This is a genomic window from Lacipirellula limnantheis, assembly GCF_007746075.1.
Classification (GTDB): domain Bacteria; phylum Planctomycetota; class Planctomycetia; order Pirellulales; family Lacipirellulaceae; genus Lacipirellula; species Lacipirellula limnantheis.
Genome location: NZ_CP036339.1, coordinates 2675393 through 2693170, shown reverse-complemented (window position 1 = coordinate 2693170; position 17778 = coordinate 2675393). Strand labels below are relative to the sequence as shown.

11 protein-coding genes are annotated in these 17778 nt (G+C 61.3%); 5 read left to right on the top strand and 6 right to left on the bottom strand.

Annotation, left to right across the window (positions count from 1 at the left end; genetic code table 11):
* Nucleotides 1–100: 100 nt before the first annotated feature.
* On the top strand, nt 101–1210 hold the full coding sequence (locus tag I41_RS10640; protein WP_168206800.1) for a DUF1559 family PulG-like putative transporter: 1110 nt from the start codon (nt 101–103) through the stop codon (nt 1208–1210).
* Between the two features lie 140 nt (nt 1211–1350).
* Here I41_RS10640 and I41_RS10635 read toward each other — a convergent pair whose 3' ends face one another.
* The 6 genes from I41_RS10635 to I41_RS10610 all read right to left on the bottom strand — a co-directional run bounded on the left by I41_RS10635 (nt 1351) and on the right by I41_RS10610 (nt 12489).
* Nucleotides 1351–2661 carry an aspartate aminotransferase family protein gene (locus tag I41_RS10635; protein WP_168206799.1) on the bottom strand — a complete coding sequence of 437 codons (1311 nt, stop codon included), beginning with the start codon at nt 2659–2661 and terminating at the stop codon, nt 1351–1353.
* A 235-nt stretch (nt 2662–2896) separates the two neighbouring features.
* Nucleotides 2897–4084, bottom strand: coding sequence for an AraC family transcriptional regulator (locus I41_RS10630; protein ID WP_145432524.1), 1188 nt, complete (start codon nt 4082–4084; stop codon nt 2897–2899).
* A gap of 128 nt (nt 4085–4212) precedes the next feature.
* Nucleotides 4213–6231 (bottom strand): c-type cytochrome domain-containing protein, encoded by a 2019-nt coding sequence (locus I41_RS10625; protein WP_145432523.1) that lies wholly within the window; start codon nt 6229–6231, stop codon nt 4213–4215.
* Nucleotides 6232–6302: 71 nt separating this feature from the next.
* Nucleotides 6303–8774: a DUF1549 and DUF1553 domain-containing protein gene (locus tag I41_RS10620; RefSeq protein ID WP_145432522.1), complete on the bottom strand. Its 2472-nt coding sequence runs from the start codon at nt 8772–8774 to the stop codon at nt 6303–6305.
* Nucleotides 8771–11113, bottom strand: coding sequence for a PPC domain-containing protein (locus tag I41_RS10615; protein ID WP_145432521.1), 2343 nt, complete (start codon nt 11111–11113; stop codon nt 8771–8773). The genes I41_RS10620 and I41_RS10615 overlap by 4 nt, the downstream gene beginning before the upstream one ends.
* Before the next feature lie 71 nt (nt 11114–11184).
* A complete protein-coding gene (locus I41_RS10610; RefSeq protein ID WP_145432520.1) occupies nt 11185–12489 on the bottom strand; it encodes a DUF1501 domain-containing protein in 1305 nt (434 codons plus the stop codon).
* Nucleotides 12490–13132: 643 nt separating this feature from the next.
* Here I41_RS10610 and I41_RS10605 point away from each other — a divergent pair.
* From I41_RS10605 to I41_RS10590, 4 genes are all read left to right on the top strand, one after another.
* Nucleotides 13133–14263: a cupin domain-containing protein gene (locus I41_RS10605; RefSeq protein ID WP_145432519.1), complete on the top strand. Its 1131-nt coding sequence runs from the start codon at nt 13133–13135 to the stop codon at nt 14261–14263.
* Between the two features lie 90 nt (nt 14264–14353).
* Nucleotides 14354–14956, top strand: a complete 603-nt coding sequence (locus I41_RS10600) for a Dps family protein (RefSeq protein WP_145432518.1) — start codon at nt 14354–14356, stop codon at nt 14954–14956.
* A gap of 301 nt (nt 14957–15257) precedes the next feature.
* Complete coding sequence (locus I41_RS10595; RefSeq protein WP_145432517.1) at nt 15258–16517, top strand: SGNH/GDSL hydrolase family protein; 1260 nt, start codon at nt 15258–15260, stop codon at nt 16515–16517.
* An 81-nt stretch (nt 16518–16598) separates the two neighbouring features.
* Nucleotides 16599–17756 carry a hypothetical protein gene (locus tag I41_RS10590; RefSeq protein ID WP_145432516.1) on the top strand — a complete coding sequence of 386 codons (1158 nt, stop codon included), beginning with the start codon at nt 16599–16601 and terminating at the stop codon, nt 17754–17756.
* Nucleotides 17757–17778 lie beyond the last annotated feature (22 nt).

Below are 17778 nucleotides of genomic sequence, written 5' to 3'. Positions count from 1 at the left end.
TTTCGAGGTTTCGCTACAACGTCAACACGCGGGAAATCCGGTTTTTGCCACAATGGTGTCAACAGTTTCAACTCACTCGTTTCGACACGGAGCGTCTGGCATGGTTTGTTCTTTCAGGTCGCATCTTCGCCGTCGTTCGCGGCCAGCGTTCACCTTAGTGGAGCTGCTGGTCGTCATCGCGATCATCGGCGTCTTGGTGGCGCTGTTGCTGCCGGCGGTCCAAGCGGCTCGCGAAGCTGCTCGGCGGAGCCAGTGTGCGAACAACTTGCGTCAGGTCGGTCTCGCGTTGCTCAACTACGAGTCGGGGACGAAGCATCTGCCGCCTGGAGCGTTGATGCTGGAGGGCAGCGCCTGGTCCATCTACTTGCTGCCCTTCATCGAAGAAACCAATGCCAAGAACTTGGCAACAATTGGCGAAAGCGACGCCGGCAACTTCCAATGGGGGAATCCAGGGGGACCTTACCAGGATGCCGCGCAGTTGGGGAACAATCTTCGCAACGTCCGAGTGATCGAAACGCCAATCGAGACCTATCGCTGCCCCTCCGCGGGGATGCCTGAACAGCAACTCGACGTTTCCGCGGACAACTACTATGTCATGAAGCGAGCACCCGTCTCGTACATTGGCGTGGCCACTGGACTGCAAGCTCGGCAGTACGACTCGGGAGCGACTTATTTTCTATGTGGCGAAGCGAACCCTCCGGCTAACCCCTACTACGAAGGGGCCGACGGCGTCCTGTACGGCATTCGCAACGGTGACAAAAGCGACAAGGGCGTCCCGCTCAAGCGCATCGAGGATGGCACGTCGAACACCGCCATGGTCGGCGAAGCGCTGCATGACTGGAAGACGCAGGAAGACACAGGGTCGGTCGCCGAGAAGAAGGAAGGGAGCCGCAAAGATCATTGGTGGGGCGGCAGCGACGACGTTGATACCGATCCCGCGTCTGACCTTTCGGAGTTTCTCGGCTCGACGGCCGTGGCGATCAACCTGCAAGAATCGCCCGCGGTCCACCAACAGTGGTGCGCAAGTCCCGATTCGACGCAGTGCCAGAGCTTGCAACTTGGCTTCGGCAGCGAGCACCCCGGGTCGACCCACATGGCGTTCGCCGATGGCCACGTTGAATCGCTTAACGAAGACATCGACGCCTTGACTTGGAGCAACTACGGCACCCGCGCGAGCCAAGTGCTTGATACTGGCGCCGTTCGCCGCTAATCGGCCGGCGGATCTTATTTTCAACGTAAGAAACGCTCCTGAAAGTTTCAGGAGCGTTTCTTTTTTGCGCTGGGCGGCGACGCGCCAAACGCGCCGTTTCGCCGCAACGTCGTTCGCAGGCAGGCCCTGAGCGGCGACCCCTACGAGGCGACCGCCTGCGTCGCGACGCCAGAGGTGCTCACGGCGTCGAACGCGGCCGCGAAGGTCTCGCAGAACTCGTCGCAGATCGCTTCGGTGTGGGCCAGGGAGAGGTAGAGCTTCGTTCCCATCGGGTTTAGGAAGATCCCGCGGGAGAACAGTTCCAGCATCAACTGACGCGCAAGTCGGCCATCCGTATGGCGGGCCGAGCGATAGTCCCGCGGCGATAAATCGGTGAAAGCGACTTGAGCAATCGGTCCGTCGCCGAGGATTTGGGCCGTTACTCCACGCTCAGCCAGGATCGCACTGAGCTGTCGGCGCAAATAAGCGCCCAGGCGATGGAGTCGAGCATAGACGCCCGTCTCTCGATAGACGGCCAACGCGGCGCTGGCGGCAGCGGTCGAGACCGGATTTCCCCCGAGCGTCGACGCGGTCCACACGTAACCACCGTCCTTGCCGAGTCGATCCTCGCATACCTGCTCCATGACGTCGCGTCGCCCGCCGTACGCGCCAATCGGCATGCCGCCGCCGAGCGCCTTGCCGTAAGCCACGAGATCGGGAATCACGCCGTAATACTCTTGAGCGCCTCCGTAAGCCAAGCGAAAGCCCGTGACGACTTCATCGAAGATCAGCAGGGCCCCGGCTTCATGGACCGCGGTCTTCAGCCCTGCCAGGAAGCCAGGGAGCGGCGACAGACAGCGTTGGAACGGCTCGACGATAACGCCGGCAATTTCGTGGCCATGACGTTGCAGGATGCCCCGCACTACTTCCAAATCGTTGAACGGGGCGACCAGCGTGTTGACCGCGGCGCCCGGCTCAATGCCGGCTGAAGAGCTCGCCCCGGCCGGAAAAGCGGGCGGATCGTGCGGAAACAGGCTGACGACGCCGACGTCGTGCGCCCCGTGATAGGCCCCCTCGAATTTCAGAATTTTCGGGCGGCCGGTGAACGCCCGCGCCAACCGCAGACAATACATCGTCGCTTCCGTCCCCGACGCGCTGAACCGCACCTGGTCACACGCGGGGCTCACCGAAATGATCTCCTCCGCCAACTTCAGCGACGGTTCGGTCACGTAGGCGAAGTTCGACCCGAGCGCGACTTGACGACTGACCGCCTCGACGATGGCCGGATGAGCGTGCCCAGGGAGCGCGGATCCCCAGCCCATCGAGAAATCGAGCATCCGCTCGCCATCGGTGGTCCACAGCTCGGCCCCTTTGCCCCGGGCGATCACTTTGGCCAATCGCGGCGGCAGGTTGAACTCGCCGTTGCAGCCGGCGGGGAAGACGGAGAGGGAGCGATCGACGGCGGAAGGCATGGACATTCTCACCAGGGCACAGGGCGTTGCAAAAGCTTCAACTCCCCTAGCCTAGCGACAATTCGCGGGGGCGATGACAGTTTTACGCGCAAGCGACGCGACGCTTTGCGACCACGCACGAGCAGCTTTCGACGCTGCCGGACCGCGCCACTTCTGTGGGTTGAGGCGGCGGGCCATTTTACGGCGGAGGCGCCGCCGCCGATCCGGCGGCCGCGCCCCCGCCGAATCAAGTGGCCTAGATCGCTGTCTGCTCTTGGCGGTCTTTGCGATGCTGCTTGCGAAATTCCGACGGCGTCGTCTTCAGTTCGCGACGGAACGCGCGCGTCAACAGTTCAGAACGCTCAAATCCGCAGGCGGCCGCGATGCGCGGCATCGCCCACGTCGTATCGCACAACAGTTGCACCGCGTGGTCCACTCGCACGCGGCGAATTTCTTGCGCCGGGGAACGGCCCAGGCACTTGCGAAAGCCTTTCTCCAGGGCCCGGCGACTGATCGGCACCTCGCGGAGGATATCGGTCACTTGGATGTGGCGGTGGCTATTCTGTTTGATGAAGTCGATCGCGAGCGCCAGCAAGTCGTCGTTAACAGCCACCGTGTCGGTCGATTGGCGCGTGATGACCCGGGTGGCCGGGATGAAGATCGGCTCGCGCGGCGGCTCCTCGCCAGCCATCAATCGTGACAGCAATTCAGCGGCCGCCCAGCCGACTTGTCGCGGCGAGTGATCGATGCTCGAAAGCTGGGGGTTCGAGATCGTACAACTAAGCAAATCGTGCTCGCCGCCGAGCACGGCCACTTCGTGCGGCACGTCGATGTTCGCCAAGTGGCACGATTCGGTCACCTGCCTCGCCTGAACGCTATCGAACGCGAGCAGCCCCACGGGCTTTGGCAGCAGTTGCAGCCACTCGACCATGCGGGCAAGTTCGGCGGCCGTGGGAAAGAAATTGTCGACGCCCGGTTCTGGCACGAAGGCGTGGCAGGGAAATGTGCGCCGGCGCAATGACTCGACGAACGCCTGGCCGAAACGATCGACGTAATTAGGCCTGAGGGTTGACGGGCAGTAGGCGAACTGGCGGAAGCCGCGATCGATGAAGTAGTTGGCCGCCAACTCGGCGATGGTTACCTCATCGCAAGTGCAGCGTGGAATCTGCCCCTCGCCGTAGCGATACCACGAGACGTTCACCGCAGGGATCCGCTTGGCGATGAGCTGATCCGCTAGTTCCTGGTTCGTGACGCGGGCAATCACGCCGTCGCCGTCCCAGTTATCGGGTAGGATCGAGCGATCGTACTTTCCGCGTGGTCCGAGAAAACACTGCCAGTGCTGATGGGCATGGGCGTATTCGGCGATCCCCTCGATGAGGCCGGAGCCCCAAGTGGTGGCAGTATCGATCAGCAGCGCAACTTTGGCACGCTTGGTCATCAGCATCCAACGGCGCGATCCTGCGCCGCCCACTCAAGAAGGAAATCCGCCGCTTCTCCATCATCTAGAGGAAAAGCAAGGAATTCAACAGTCAGCTGGAGGCTTTGGGGCAATCGGCATCCGTCAGCGGAGGTTTATTTGGTCTGCCGATGCTCTTCCCGAAGCTTTTGAATCGCCTCAAGCTCAGCGGTCTGCCGTTCCAGTTCCTCGATCTTGCCCTGGATCTCGGCGACGCGCCCCTGTGCTTCGGCGGCTCCTTGATCTTGAGCGGCCAATGCATCGGTCAAGCTCTTGAGCACCGCCTGTGCTTCCGCCAACGATTTCTGGATTGTTTCAAGCTGGGCGGCGGTCTCCGCGACGACTCCTTGCTGCTTCACCACGACCGACTGGGCTTCCTCGAGCTTCGCCCGCGCGGCAACGGCCCCCGACTCGACGGCGACAAGTTCCTGCTTCGCCGCGCCCAATTGCTCGATCGTGACAACGGCCGACTGTTCCAAGGAAGCCTTTTCGGCGGCGATGGCGGCCAATCGTTGTTCGGCGGCGGCAAGTTGGGCGACCTTGTCTGCCTGAACTTTCGCCTGGCTTTCCGCGGCGGCGCGAGCGTTGGCCAGCGCTAGCTCTGCAGCCGCCACCTGTTCTTGCGCGGCGACGAGCCCTTGGTCCGCTGCCTGACTTTCCACTCGAACCTGGGCCACTTCCGCCTCGATGGCTGCCAGCCGGGCGGCGACCGTGGGAGGATTCGGATCGATTATGGCGACTTGTGCGCCCGTGGCCGTATCGAGGACGCGCACATTACCGCGCCAGTCGCTTGCCACGACCCGCGCGCCATCGTGCGTAAAGCGAGCCGCGAGGCCTAAATCTTCAAGGGTGGCGAGGTCGCGAATGTGGCCCCCCTCGGCGTTCCAAAGCCTCACGAGTTGATCTCGTCCCGTCGTCGTCAGTTCTCCCGTACGTGCAAAGCGAACCGAGGCGACGCCGCCGCCCTGGGCTCCCCAACTCTTGATCTGCTGACCGTCTAGCTGCCAGAGCCGCGCCGTATCGTCCTCGCTCGCCGAGGCGAGAACGGCGCTGTCGCCGCGCCACGATAGCGAGGTGATCTGCTCCGTATGGCCGCGCAAATCTCCGCGTTCTCGGCCCGTTTCTGCATCCCAGATGAGCAGTCCGCCGCTGCGATCAGCGGAGGCGAGGAATTTGCCATCCGGGCTGAATTCAAGCGCCGTCACCCAGTCCGTATGCTTGGTGATTTCGTACGCCAGCGAACCATCTGCGACGCGATAGACGCGCACTACCTTGCGCGGTCCGCCGATCGCAATTAGCGCATGGTCGGCGCGAAGATCAGCAGCCAGCACGGCGTCGAGTTCATCGCCAACCGTCGTCAGGCGACGACCGGTTTTCACATCGTACAGAGCGGCCATGCCCACGGCCGCCGACTTTCCGCCAGCGGCAAGCAGCATACTGCCGTCGCGGCTGAATTGCAGAACATAGGGCGTACCCTCGATGAACGGGAGCACCCCCAGATGCTCGCCCGAATCGGTGTTGTAGAGCGAGATTTGGAACGGCGCTCCGACGGCAGCGACGGGCGCCCAGGGACTTGCAGCCAACGACGTCGCAGCGCCACGATGCTCGGCATGGATCACCGGCTCACGCGAGAGCCCTTGCGGCATCGCCGGCTCTCCTTCGGGTCGATTGTCGGCGGTCGGCGTGAATGCCGCGACGGCGTTCTTCTTGGGCGCCCGCTTCTGCGAGTCTCCTTTCTCGAGCAGGCCGCCTTCGATCCACTTCTGGATCGTCTGCAATTCTGCGTCAGAAAGCTTGGCGCCGCCCGGCGGCATGGCCGGCGAGATCTCGTGGCTGACCATCAGCCAGAGCTGCGAACTGGTGAGATCTTCGGCGTAGAGAACCTCGCCGCTGGCGCCGCCAGTCATCGTGCTGACGTAGGATTCGAGCGAGAGGTCGTTTTTCTTGGTGTCAGGACCGTGGCAAGCAAAGCAATGCTGCCGGAAGATCGGCTGTACATGATCGGCGTAGGTGACCTTCTCAGCCGCATCCTCGCCTTGCGCCGAGGTCGCGATGGCGAAAACGACGCAGCACGCCAGGAGTGCAGACGACAGCGGCAGTGCGCCCGGCGTCGGTTGAAATCGATGCGAACTCATAGGGGCAAACACTTGTTCAAATCAACGAAATTTCGGCGCGGGCGTCGCGCCGCGTTCTTCTGTTCGGCTGACTATTTGTTGAACAGGAACTCGCGTGAATTGAGGACAGCCCAAAAGACGTCTTGCAATTCGGCGACCGGTTTTTCGGCCGTGCCGTAAAGCTCGGCGATTCGCTGCGACTCCTCGGGAGTGGGCTTTCGGCCTAAGCTGCGGACATAAATCTCGTCGACGACTTCGCTGGGCTTCTTCCCGGCCTCAAGCATGGTCTCGACTATCTTTCCTTCATTGATTTTGTCATGCACCGCCGAGCCATTCAACAAATGGAGGGCCTGCGACAACGTCGGTTCGGTTTTTGGCTCGCACGCGCAGACCGTGGTGCGGGGGGCGCGGCCAAACGTCGTGAGGAAGTAGGTGCTCAACCCGCCGTCGGCGATCTGCACCGCGCGGGCACCCATCGGCAACCCCGGATACTTTTCCTGAGCGCCGGTCACGGCACAGAGACAATCGAGCAGCACTTCCGCGGGGATGCGCCGCACCTGGGCCTTCGCGAAGTTGCGGCTGTCCGCGGCGTTCGTGTCGTTTGGTTCGGACGAACGTTGATAGGCGTGGCTGTTGCAGATGTCGCGGACCAGCTGACGCAGGTCGTACTTGTACTCGATCAGTTTAGCGCCGAGCTTGGCGTGAAGATCCGGATTGCTCGCCGGATTGCTCACTCGGACGTCGTCGACGGGTTCAATAATTCCCACGCCCATGAAGTGAGCCCAAACTCGATTGGCCACGTTCACGGCAAAATACGGGTTCTCGGGCGACGTGATCCAATCGGCCAGCACGGCGCGGCGGTCGCGCGTCGACACGTCGGGTTCGGCGTCTCCGAGGAACTTCGGTTTCATGGGGCGGCCATCGACCAAATGGGTGGCTTCGCCGCTGCGCTGATCGAAGATGATCGTTTCGCGATAGTCCTCCGCCGTCTTCCGGCCAATTTGGGAGAAGAACGCCGTGAACGAATAATAATCGTCCATCGTCCAGCGATCGAACGGATGGTTGTGGCACTGGGCGCACTGCAGCCGCGTCCCCAGGAAAACTTGCGCAACATTTTCGGCGGTCTTCTGCGTTGTTTCTTCAATCTGATAGAAATTGACGGCAGGACTGGAGAATGACCCGCCGCTGGCGCCGAGAAGTTTACGAACCATTTCGTCCAGTGGCACGCCGCCGGCGATCTGCCGAGTGATCCACTGCGAGTAGAGGAACATCGGTTTGTACTCGACGCGGTTCGGCACCGATTTGACCATCAGCAGTTCGGACCACTTGAGCGCCCAGATCTCCGCGAACTCCTTGCGCTCCAAGAGCTCGTCGATTTTCTGCGCGCGCTTTTGCGGGTTCGAGTCATTCATGAAGACGTCGTATTCGTCGCGCGTCGGCAGCCGGCCGACGACGTCGATCGAAACGCGCCGCAGGAACTCTTCGTCGCTGCACACTCCGCTCGGGTTAATCCGTATTGTCCGCAATTTGGCGCCGACAAGCTCGTCGATGTAATTGACCGGCGTCTCCTCCGTCGGCGTGAATTCGGCGCCTTTGGGCAACACCAACGTCTGGCTGCCGACCGTATGGGTATCAAAGCGGGCCATCACGAACGCTTCCCCTCGCGCTCCAGCGGTGGCGAGGCCGTCGGCGTCGATGGCGGCCGATGATTCGTTGTTCGACATGAAGAGCGCCAAGTCCCCGATGTCGCGCGTGCGGCCATCGGAGTAATGAGCAACCGCGATGAAGCGTTGCTTCACGCCCTCGCCTTCCATAACGACGCGTAGCGGAAACAATTCGACCTTCGTCACCGTCGGCGCTGACGCAACGTCGCTCTGGGCGCCGGCGGCGACCCAGTCAAGCAGCGTTTTGGCGTGGACGCTGTCGGGCTCGAACGTTTTCCCCCCGGTGTGGGGAACCTTTCCGGTGACCTTGGTGTAGAGCAGGCTTTCCTCAGGAATGCTCAAGTTGAGGCGGCGCACTGCCTGTTCGCGGGTCAGGCGGAAATAGTCTCCGGCGGGATCGAAGCCGAAGAGGCTGAGGCGGAATCCATCTTTCCCGCGCGAGGAGCCGTGGCATCCGCCGGCATTGCAACCGCCGCGCAGAAAGATCGGCATCACGTCATGGCGGAAGCTAACGGGCGGATGATTCGCAACGCCGACAACTTTGACGGGCGCCTCGGCTTGGTGTGTTCCGTAGCTGGCGCGAAGCACCGTGGCTCCATCGGCCACCGGCAACAGGCGATTTCCCTCCAAGCGGGCCGCCCCTTCGACCAGCCACTCGACCTGATCGGTGACGTCGATCGTCACGCCGTTGGCACGCGTGGCAACGGCGACGACGCCTTGGTAATCGTCGCCGTCGTCGAGGATGATCTCTGACGGGTAGACGGCTAGACTCGCTACGTCGGCAACGATCTCTGACTGGCCGGTCGGCGCATCGCCCGGGGCTGACGAGGTCTTGGCAAGAACCAGCGACGGCGCGGCCGCCAACAGGCCGACAGTCAGAATACAGCAGTGAATCTTCATGACGATTCTCCCGTGGCGGGAAGTCCTTCTTGAGCGGTTTGCGGCGGCGGTAGCGGCGCATCGATCCGCAGTTCGCCAGTGCCGATGGTGTGGATCACCGGCTCGTCGTTCTCCATGATAGTGATCACGCAGTAGAGCTGCTTGTGATGCCCTACGCGCGCGTCGGCGGCGACTTGCAAGGGGAATTTCACCTCGGTCGAATCCTTGGTGATCTCCTGCGGGGTCGTCGTCACCCCTGGCGGCAATCCGACAAGTTCTACCTTCGCAGCGCCGTTGAACGGCGTCGTCTGAGTAATGCCGATCGCATAATCGATGGCCTTCCCTTGTTCCGTCGCCGCCGTCGGATAGGCCATCGCCAGGTACTGCGGCGCGATCTTAAGCGTTGCGAACTCCGACGCGGTGCGCACCGTGCCGTTCACGTCGGCTTCGGCGATGACAATGATCCTCCAGTCGCGGGCCCACGCTTGCGGATTGGTGGTTAACGGGATGACCGCTTCGGTCTGGCCTGGCTCAATGCCGATCCCCTGGTGAGAGGAGAGACCCGGCGGATCGTAGAGCATGCGAACGGCAATGCGACCGTCAAAGCCGTCCTTCTTCTCGGCGACGACCCGTAGATCCTTCGAGCCGCTCTGGACCAGCGGCGCCTTGGGCTCGACGATCTTGATCGAAAATGGCAGGGGTTGAGCGACGGCCACGGCCCCTTGATTGGCGTAGTGGCTCCAAACGTTGACATTGTTGGACCCGCGGACGAGCCAGGTCTGCTGTCGAAAACGATTCAGCAGCGGCTGCGACTTGTCGGTAAGCTCTGCCGTGATCGTCGTCAGTTGCCCCGCCAACGGAGCTTCGGGCGTGGCCCGCAACAGCACCGGCAACCGATTGTAGTCACCCGCGAGCACAACCGTTTCCTGCGACAATCCCGCCGGCAAGGCTCCGAAGCCGACATTCAATTCACCGCCGAATTCGGCTCGATTCGCCGTGACCATTACCGCCGCGCGGCCACCCTGGGGAACCACAACTTCAGTCGCTTCGAACTGGCTCCGTTCTTCGAGAACAATATCTACTGCCGGGCGAGGCTTGGTAATCTCGAGTCGATAGGCGTAGGTCGGTCCACCCTGCTGCAAGTGGTCGACGACGTCGCAGACATATTCTCCATCTTCGGGAACCGTGAAGCGGATATAGCTGTCGGGACGGCCGGCATTGTCGTCCGATCCAGCCAGTTCCTCACCGCTCGCTTTGCGGAGTCGCACAATGGCGTCGAGCGGCGAGCGAATCTCGCGGGCCACAAGATTGACGTCCCAGACTTCACCCTTCTTCGCCGCAAAACGAAAGCGGTCGAGGGCCCCAGCTTGCTCGATGACGCCGCAGAACGCGGCCGGCAGTTCGCCACGGGTGGCGTTGTCAAGTTCCTGATTGGGTTCCGCCTCGATGACATTGGCGGCATCAATCATGCGCAGCGGCAATCCAGTGGCAGCTGCGCCGAACTCATCTTCAGCCGCGAAGCGGAAGTCGAGCGGCGGAACGTCGGGGAGTTTCACCTTCGCCAATTTCTCGCCGAGCGGATCGCCGAGAAGTTTCAGTTCAATTTCTTGGCCCGGCTTGCCGCCGCCGGGAAATGCGACCGCAGGACGGGGGAATTTTCCGATATGCAGCCGATAGGTCGAGGCGTCGTCGCCGCGATAGGAAGTCTCGCGCATTTCGACGATATACTTCCCCGATTTCGGAGCGACGACGCTGCAAAAGGCGTCCTGCTGCATGAGCGGCGAGTCGTCGCTCGCGGCCACCTCGAACCGCTCTTCGTCCAAAATGGCAATCGCCGGATCAAAGAAGGTGCGGCCGAGTCGCAGCCCCTCAACCTCGACCGAGAGGCGATCCCCTTCCTGCGCCTCGATGACGAAGTAATCGACGTCTTCATTCGTGATGACGCCGTTGACCGTCGATCCGATCGCGATGGATTGCGGCGCCGCAAAGTCGCCGTTGGGCTCGACTTCGCTAATCTCGGGCAGCGTGCCGACATGGAACGTCCGCAGATTCGTTAGGCCGGTGGCCGTCCGGACGCGCAGGCCGTGAATGCCGGGCTGGCAATCGGCCGCAATCGCGAGCGTCGCCTTCGCCTGGTTGTCGTCGATGCGCTCGATCGACTTCAACTCGATGCCCGGATCATAAAAAAGAATCTGTTGCGGGTCCTGGCCAACGCGACCGCCAATCAAGGTGACGGCCACCTCGGTTCCGCGCTGCCCCCCTTGCGGTTGCAAGTGATCAAGCCGCGGCGAGGCCGCCTCGATTCCCGGCGCTGCGGCCAAGCAGCCAAGCGCCACGAACAAATTGAGAATCTTTGACATGCCGCCCTCATGGAAATGAAGGCGAACCGCACGGCGCGACGTTGACGACGGCGACCGCGCAGGTTCGCCGCTTATGCCAACAATTCTTTGCGGACCTTGCCGCCGTCGACGATTTCGATCGGACGATCACCGGGCGCCATGAGCTCTTTGGCGGCCGCGATGCCGAGTTGATGATAAACCGTCGTCGCCAAGTCTTCTGGCGAAATGGGGCAGTCTTCCGGCTCCATCGCGGTGGGACCCGAGGAACCGACCACGGCGCCGCGCTTCGTGCCGCCGCCGGCCAGCACGATGCTGAAGACCTTAGACCAGTGATCGCGGCCTGCCGTGCCGTTGATTTTGGGCGTGCGACCGAACTCCGTGGTGACCAGCACCAGCGTCTTATCGAGCATGCCGCGCTCGTCCAGGTCGCTGATGAGGGCCGAGAAGCCCTGGTCGAACGCCGGCATCTGGCCGCGAACGCTGGCCACAATGTTGACGTGGTGGTCCCATCCGGAATACGTCAGCGATACGAACCGGGCGCCCGCTTCGACTAGCCGGCGAGCGATCAGCATCCGCTGGCCCGCCTCATTGCGCCCATAACGATCGCGCATTTCGGGCTTTTCGCCCTCGATGTTAAAGGCATCTTGGGCCTTGGGCGAGCCGATCAAATCGAATGCCCGCTCGTAGAACGAGCTCATGGCCTTCACATTGTCGGCCTGCGACTTCTTCGCGAAGTGCTCATTGATCGCTTCCAGAGCAGAAAGGCGTCGTTCATACCGCGCCTGATCGACGCCTCCCGGGAGATTCAGGTCCCGCACCTTAAATCCGGCCCGCGCCGGGTCGTCGCCCAGGCTGAATGGGGCGTAGGAAGAGCTCAAATAGCCTGGCCCCGCAAAGACAGTCGCTGCCCCTGGCACGCAAATGTAGGGGGGGAGATCGTTTCGGGGGCCGAATTCATGGCTCACGACGCTGCCCATGCTCGGGTAGAGCAGCGCGGGACTTGGCCGGTAGCCGGTGAACATGTTGTGTTCACCGCGCTCGTGAGCCGCCTCGCCATGCGTCATGGAGCGGACGATTGTCAGCTTATCGGCGACCTGGGCCATTTGCGGCAACAGTTCGCTGAAGGATTCGCCGGCGATCTTGGTCGGAATCGCCTTCATCTCGCCGCGATATTCGAGCGGTGCGAATGGCTTGGGATCAAACGATTCTTGCGCGGCGAGCCCGCCGGGCAGGTTGATGTGGATGACGCTTTCTGCCACGACCGGCGGGGTTTCGTACTGATTCTCGGCCGCCTGAGCCTTACGAATCGCGAGATAATCGACCAGATTCAACCCGAAACCGGCAACGCCGACCGCCATAAAACTGCGGCGACGGAGCGGTGACTTGAGAAGCGCCATACGAACTCCCTCCACTGGGGACAGCTGGGGCAGGTGAACTCACGCAGTGTCCATACGCCTGGTGAGCTAGAAGCAGGTGATCGGCTCTATGCACAAGAGCGCACGTTAATTCGAATACCTGAACTGGCGAGCTGATGGGGCGGGCGAGTCGCTGGGCCTAATTCCCCTTGCAACTCGAATGATCAAGGCTGATGGCAGCTTAATGAATCCACCTTTGAAAGTCAAAGAACCAGACTCGGTCCTTTCGTAAGCGTCGATTCGTTTGCGGCCAGCGATCAAACAACGGTGAGGACTGCGAATGCGGAATAATCGAATGCTGCAATTTCGGCGTTGTTGAATAGGCAGTAGAGTACTAACACTTCAGAGTAAGCTGAGAACCACCGGTCTCCATGACCGAATGCGTACGAGAGCTGACGATTTGCGACTTCGTCCGCCATCTCGGGCCCCACATACGCTCTCTACCGCTCGATCGAGACAATTCCAAATGTATGATTTCGCCGAAGGGGCAATTTTGGGGCAGTTCTCGGATCGCCGAGCCATCCCCGCGCAAACGGGTCGATAACTCTCCTGCCGCGGCCGCCTGATCGCCGCGCTCGAATTCGTCAACATCCTGCAAATCGGTGCGAATACTGGACCACAACTGATGCCTGATAACGCGTTTCAGTCCAAGGCGACCGGGGATTACCTGTTCCGGAACAATACGCCTGATCCCTTACTCTCAGGACGGGAGCTGCCAACTTTCAAGTTTGCACTGGAAGCCTCCACCGGTCGCGTCGATGGCGGCAGCTTCGGCAAAGAGGCCACCGTCGAACAGTTGCCCATCTCCAAAGGGATCGCCGGCGTCTCCATGCGACTGGAGCCGGGGGTAACGCGTGAACTCCATTGGCACGCTACGGCCGCGGAGTGGGCGATGGTCCTGGAGGGTCGCTGCCGCACCACCCTCGTCGATCCCCATGGCGGCGCTGAAACGGACGACTTTGAGCCGGGAGACGTCTGGTACTTTCCTCGCGGGCATGCCCATTCGATCGAATGTCTCGGCGACAAGCCGTGCCATTTCATTCTCATCTTCGACAATGGTTATTTCAGCGAGTTTGGAACCTTTAGCATTACCGATTGGCTGGGGCATGTGCCGAAAGAACTCCTCGCGAAGAACTTCGGTCTGCCCGCCGACGCCTTCGTTGGCATTCCGGCAGGCGAGGTCTACTTCACTCACGGTGCGCCGCCTCCAGCCGGGCCGGTCGAACCTCTGCAGGGAAGCCAAAATGCCTGCGGAGCGCGCCATAAGTACCGCCTGCTGGCGGAAGAGCCTCACTCGGTCCACGACGGCGGGCGCGAATGGCGGCTCGGTGCAGACAAGTTCCCCATCTCGCAAACGATGACCGGCGTCGTTCTCGACCTCGAACCCGGCGCTCTCCGCGAGCTGCACTGGCACCCGACTTCCGATGAGTGGCAATACGTCGTCTCGGGGAATGTCAGCGTGACAATGTTCGGGTCGCATGGCCGATTCCGCGCTGAGACGTTGGCCGCTGGCGACGTTGGTTACATTCCGCAGGGATATGGCCACTCGATCGAGAACGTCGGCGCCTCGACCGCGCGGATGCTCATTGCGTTTAACACCGGTGCTTACGCGGCGATCGACTTGTCGCAGTGGGTTGCCGGCAATCCGGCCTATCTGCTGGCTGACCACTTCGGCAAGCCGCCGTCATTTTTCGACGCCTTCCCGCGGCAGGACGTCTTCATCGCGCCCAGTTTGGGACCGCAGAAGAAGCCGTAGTCGATTGGCCACTCACCGACGCGATTGGCATTTGATATGCTGCAATGGGGTGAGGAACTAAATCACTGCACACTTCAGGAGTCACGCGAAATGACTACCGCGACGAAAAATGGACCGTCTGCCGGCAACCGGGCCACGCCGATCGTCAACCAAAAGGCGCACGAGATTCAAGCCTTCGGGCATGTGGTGGCGATGCCGCTGGCGCTTAGCGAAAAGGTTCGCAAGCAGAGCGTCGACAACCTCAATCAGTTGTTGGCGGATACGATGACGATTCGCGACATGTACAAGAAGCATCACTGGCAGGTCTCGGGGCCAACCTTTTATCAGCTCCATCTCCTGTTCGACAAGCACTATGGCGAGCAATCCGAGATCGTCGACACGATTGCGGAGCGAATCCAGACGCTCGGCGGATTGAGCGTGGCGATGGCGCATGACGTGGCCGAGACCACGACGATCCCCCGGCCGCCCAAAGGTCGTGAAGAGGCGCCGGTGCAGATTTCGCGATTGCTGCAGGCCCACGAAATCATCTTGCAGCTGTGTCATGCCATCGCCAAGCAGGCCGATGAGGCTGGAGATGACGGCACGAACGATGCGGTCGTCAGCCAGGTGATCCGTCCGAACGAACTGCAGGCTTGGTTCCTCGCGGAGCACCTCGTCAACATGCCATTGGCGGTCGCCGACGCCGGAGGCTGAACGGCATCGTTCGCCAGTATCGCATTAGGACCGGCGCTCCGCTCGCCGGTCCTTTTTTTATGCGCAGCGCCGATCCCCATGGAGCGTTCTTCCTCCGCTCAGCCAACATGGACTGACGGGTTGGTTGCGACGTTATTTGGTAAAAGAATTACGGAAGGTAGCGAACTGGCGGGACGGTCGGCGTCGCCTGGATACCATGAAGCCTCGCTAGAACGATCCTCCTTGCGACGCACCGGTGCACATTTTCGTGGGCGGCCGTCGTCGCTATCCACCTAGAAAACTGTGCATCGAAGGACGTCACATGCAGCTTATCACCTTCGCCTTTCGCGTTGCGACGCGATGGGCGCCGACGTTGGCGCCATGCTTCCTGGCCGCATGTTGCGTTCACAGCATCGAGTTTGCGATTGAGGAAGTAGCCGCGAGCGAGCCCACTGCGGCCATTCCGATTGACGTTTGGCGACTGCTGGAGCCGTTCTGGGATAGTGAGGCGTCGCATCGCGAAAGCGTCCTCTTCGTGCAGGAGAAAGGAAAGCCGCACGCAACGGCGCGGCTCTTTTTTCCCGCCAGTGAGGTGTTGGCAATTCACAGTGCCGACGGGACGACGCGTTACGAACTAGGCGAGGACGTTGAGCTATCTGCTGACGGTCGTCAGTTGACGCTGACCAACGATTCACGCATCCCGCATCTGCAGGCGGCCGAGTTGTATCCAGCGGCCGGATCGGAACGGGCCATTGGCCACAAAACTGGCGAACCGAGTCGCTTCGTGCTTTTCGACAATGGACATTGGTTTCACGATCAGCAAATCGAAGTTACTTACTGTCATCCACCTGAGACATGGCCGGGCCCAACGCCGAGATTTGCCGGAAATCAACTGCCGGGAACCCTGGAAAAGTTGCGGGCCGGTAAGCCGCTGGCAATTGGGGTCAGCGGCGACAGCATCTCGGCCGGGGGAAATGCGTCGGGCGCTACCCAAGCGGCCCCAGGGATGCCGGCGTTCCCCGAGCTCGTCGCAGCGCAACTGGAGGAGACGTATGGTTCGAAGATCGCCCTCGACAATCGGGCCGTCGGAGGCTGGACGTCGCACAATGGACTCGCCGACCTCGACGCGCTGCTCGCCGCGAATCCTGACCTCGTCATCATCGCCTACGGCATGAACGACGTTGGCGCTCGAAATCCTGATGCGTTTCGCGAGACGATCAAGACGATGCTGGACCAAATCCACCGAGCCAACCCCGCAATCGAAGTTATTCTCGTCTCGACGATGCTCGGACACTCCGGATGGGTCCATACGCCGCCCGAGATGTTTGGGCCCTATCGAGACGCCCTCGCCTCGCTCACTGGCCCGGGCGTCGCCCTGGCGGACGTCACTTCGCTTTGGAGCACGCTTCTCAGTCGCAAGCGTGACGTTGATCTCACCGGGAACGGCGTGAACCATCCCAACGACTTTGGTCACCGGCTTTACGCCGAGGCACTTCTTGCCCTGCTCGTTGAAGCCCCTGCGTCGAAGGCCGGTTCCCCTGAGAGTGCGAACGCGCCTGAAACCAATGCCCGTCCGAAATGACCTCGCTCGATCGAACGCACTTTTCAGAATTCGGTTCTTGCCGGCACGAGGAAGCTCGTGCGTGACGCATGGAGAGATGCGATGCAGCATTATCGTGTTGGCGTCCTGTGCATACTAGCAGCTGCTCTCAGTTCCCTGACGACAAGGCCCGCTGTCGCGTTGGAGGCGGCTCCGATCCTTGCCGCCGAGGGGCCGAGCCATCGCGGAGTGACGCTCTACGTATCGAAGCAAGGCGACGACAGTGATGGCAGCAGTTGGGCCAGGGCGTATCACAAGATTCAGTCCGCACTGTCGGCGATTCCCGACGATCGCGGCGGACATCGAATCGTCATTCGTCCCGATGTCTACCTCGAAGCAAATCTACACCCGACGCACAAAGGCGCAGCCGCAAGCTACAACGAATTGATTGGAGACCATGACGGGCGCCTGGGATCGGGAGCGACGGGGTGGACGGTGATCGACTCTGGCGACCCCGCGACCGGCTTCAAAAGCTTCGATTGGCACTCGACTTTTCGCGCTTACAAGAAAGGTTGGTCTGCCGAGCACACGGCCGAGAGCGCCTCCTCGGCGACGTGGGATCGCTGGAAGCTGAGCCGACTCTACGCAACCGGCGCCGACGCGGGGCTGTTTTTCGACCTTGTCGATGAGACCCAACCGTTCACCGTCGTCGTTGAAGATTCGGTCGGCATCGGCCGTGCATTTGGCGGAGGCGTCGCGAGTTGTTTGTCGCGATGCGAGGAGCCAATCGCGTTTCGTCGCTGCCACCTGTGGGCGCTCGACTTTTGGGGCGATACGTCGGGCGCCTATGTGCGGGTCGAGAACAAAACGATGCCAGTGCACCCCGACGTAATCTTCGAAGATTGCACCTTGGTCGGCCCGCAATGCGCGCTGAAGAGCAGCAACTTCGGGTTCCAGACTTCCACCTACGCGAAGCTGAAGAATTGCCGGCTTGCCGCGCTCAACTTCTCTCAACCCCAAGGCACGCCGACCGATGGCATCATTCAGAGCGTCCAAGACGGGAAGTTGCTCCGCGTCGATTTAGAAGATTGCACGCTGATGGGTTATAAAGTCTTTGGCGTCATCGTGAATAAGGAGTCCGCCGACGAGATTCAGTACACAGTGAAAGGATCCGTCGCCGCGTATGTCCAATTTCAGCAGACCGTCCCCCCTGACATTGAGCGCCTCACACAATGGCCAGTCGATTTGTTCCGGTCCTTAACGCCGCCGCCCGGTCGCTAGACGAAGATTGTCGCTTAGAAGA

Bases quoted from the DNA above. Each gene is read 5' to 3' on its own strand.
- I41_RS10640 (WP_168206800.1), top strand. From the start codon at position 101: ATGGTTTGTTCTTTCAGGTCGCATCTTCGCCGTCGTTCGCGGCCAGCG.
- I41_RS10625 (WP_145432523.1), bottom strand. From the start codon at position 6,231: ATGAGTTCGCATCGATTTCAACCGACGCCGGGCGCACTGCCGCTGTCG.
- I41_RS10595 (WP_145432517.1), top strand. From the start codon at position 15,258: ATGCAGCTTATCACCTTCGCCTTTCGCGTTGCGACGCGATGGGCGCCG.
- I41_RS10615 (WP_145432521.1), bottom strand. From the start codon at position 11,113: ATGTCAAAGATTCTCAATTTGTTCGTGGCGCTTGGCTGCTTGGCCGCA.
- I41_RS10590 (WP_145432516.1), top strand. From the start codon at position 16,599: ATGCAGCATTATCGTGTTGGCGTCCTGTGCATACTAGCAGCTGCTCTC.
- I41_RS10630 (WP_145432524.1), bottom strand. From the start codon at position 4,084: ATGCTGATGACCAAGCGTGCCAAAGTTGCGCTGCTGATCGATACTGCC.
- I41_RS10600 (WP_145432518.1), top strand. From the start codon at position 14,354: ATGACTACCGCGACGAAAAATGGACCGTCTGCCGGCAACCGGGCCACG.
- I41_RS10635 (WP_168206799.1), bottom strand. From the start codon at position 2,661: ATGCCTTCCGCCGTCGATCGCTCCCTCTCCGTCTTCCCCGCCGGCTGC.
- I41_RS10610 (WP_145432520.1), bottom strand. From the start codon at position 12,489: ATGGCGCTTCTCAAGTCACCGCTCCGTCGCCGCAGTTTTATGGCGGTC.
- I41_RS10605 (WP_145432519.1), top strand. From the start codon at position 13,133: ATGCCTGATAACGCGTTTCAGTCCAAGGCGACCGGGGATTACCTGTTC.
- I41_RS10620 (WP_145432522.1), bottom strand. From the start codon at position 8,774: ATGAAGATTCACTGCTGTATTCTGACTGTCGGCCTGTTGGCGGCCGCG.